Annotated in this window: 1 protein-coding gene; it reads right to left on the bottom strand. The window is 64.1% G+C overall.

Features of this window, described 5'->3' with window-relative positions; translation table 11 throughout:
• The coding region (gene dxs, locus U1769_RS25025; protein ID WP_332720872.1) for a 1-deoxy-D-xylulose-5-phosphate synthase at positions 1 to 1,346 on the bottom strand (1,346 nt) is incomplete at both ends.

The following is a 1,346-nucleotide window of genomic DNA, read 5'->3' as shown; positions in this document are numbered from 1 at the left end:
GTTCGCAATTTCAGGCCGGTGTCGATCAAGCCTTCGTCGCTGGCCATGGTCAGCACATGCGCGCCGAGGCCGCCGACTGAATTTTCCTCGATCGTCACCGCAACCTCATGCGTGGTCAGCAAGCGGCGGATCAGCGCCTCGTCCAGCGGTTTGGCGAAACGCAGGTCGGCCACGGTGGTCGATAGACCCTTTGCATCCAGTGTGTCGGCGGCCTTGAGCGCTTCCGCCAGGCGTGTGCCGAGCGACAGGATCGCGACCTTCTTGCCCTCCCGCACGATACGGCCCTTGCCGATCTCCAGCACTTGCGGAACCTCAGGGAGCGCCACGCCGGTGCCGTTGCCGCGCGGATAGCGCAGGGCAATCGGGCTGCTGTCATGCTCGACCGCGGTTTTGGTCATATGCGCCAGCTCGGCCTCATCGGCGGGCGCCATCACCACGAAATTGGGTAAAGTCGCGAGATAGGTGATATCGAAGCTGCCCGCGTGCGTCGCGCCGTCGGCGCCGACCAGGCCGGCGCGGTCGATTGCGAAGCGGACCGGTAAGTTCTGGATGGCGACGTCGTGGACGACCTGGTCGTAAGCGCGCTGCAAAAAGGTCGAATAGATCGCGCAGAACGGGCGCATGCCCTGTGCCGCCAGGCCCGCGGCGAAGGTGACGGCGTGCTGTTCGGCGATGCCGACATCGAAGGCGCGGTCAGGATGCGCCTGGGCGAATTTGTCCACCCCGGTGCCGGAGGGCATGGCGGCGGTGATGGCGCAGATGCGGCTGTCGGTCTCGGCCAGCTTCGCCAGCGTCTCTCCAAACACATTCTGGTATGATGGCGGTCCCGGCAGTGCCTTGGCCTGCGTGCCGGTGACGACATCAAACTTCTGCACGCCGTGATATTTGTCGGCACTGGCCTCGGCCGGGGCATAGCCCTTGCCCTTTTTGGTCACGACATGGATCAGCACCGGGCCTTCCTTCGCGTCGCGCACATTTTCAAGCACCGGGATCAGGTGATCGAGGTTATGGCCGTCGATCGGGCCGACATAATAAAAGCCCAGCTCTTCGAACAAGGTGCCGCCGGTCACCATCCCGCGCGCAAACTCTTCAGTCTTTGACGCAGCGCTATGGACGCGGCGCGAGAATTTGCGGACGACCTTGCTGGCGAGGCTGCGCAGCCCGAGATATTCGGACGACGACACCACCCGCGCCAGATAGGCTGACAGGCCGCCCACCGGCGGGGCGATCGACATGTCGTTGTCGTTGAGGATCACGATCAGCCGGTTGCCCGCCTGTTCGGCATTGTTCATCGCCTCATAGGCCATGCCCGCGCTCATCGATCCGTCGCCGATCACCGCGATGCC

Origin of the sequence: Parasphingomonas zepuensis (assembly GCF_036663735.1) — a bacterium.
Classification (GTDB): domain Bacteria; phylum Pseudomonadota; class Alphaproteobacteria; order Sphingomonadales; family Sphingomonadaceae; genus Sphingomonas.
This window is presented reverse-complemented; position numbering and strand designations above follow the sequence as displayed.